General features: G+C 52.3%; 1 protein-coding gene. It reads left to right on the top strand.

What is annotated here, in order from left to right:
• A partial coding sequence (locus SB786_RS37430; RefSeq protein ID WP_410731741.1) for a hypothetical protein occupies positions 1-241 on the top strand: 241 nt, incomplete at both ends.

Below are 241 nucleotides of genomic sequence, written 5' to 3'. Positions count from 1 at the left end.
GTCGGTGCTGTCGATTCTAAGCAAGCTGGCCCAGGGGCATGACTTTGATGAGCGTGATAATCGAGAACTTGAAGAGAGGCTGAAAGAGGCCGTACCGGCGTGGCCTGAGCTCGATTACAAACTGTTCTGGTATGACGTTGCTGTGGCCCGTGAAGGGCGCGTGCATCGCGACTCCGTTATTCATGTCTGGCAGTTACTGGGCTTCCAACCATTTTGGTCGTTGAATAAAGAAAGCTTCAAC

Origin of the sequence: Burkholderia sp. SIMBA_062, from assembly GCF_046534765.1 — a bacterium.
Taxonomy (GTDB): domain Bacteria; phylum Pseudomonadota; class Gammaproteobacteria; order Burkholderiales; family Burkholderiaceae; genus Burkholderia; species Burkholderia ambifaria.
The sequence above is the reverse complement of the archived record's forward strand: the minus strand, read 5'-3'. Positions and strand labels throughout refer to the sequence as shown.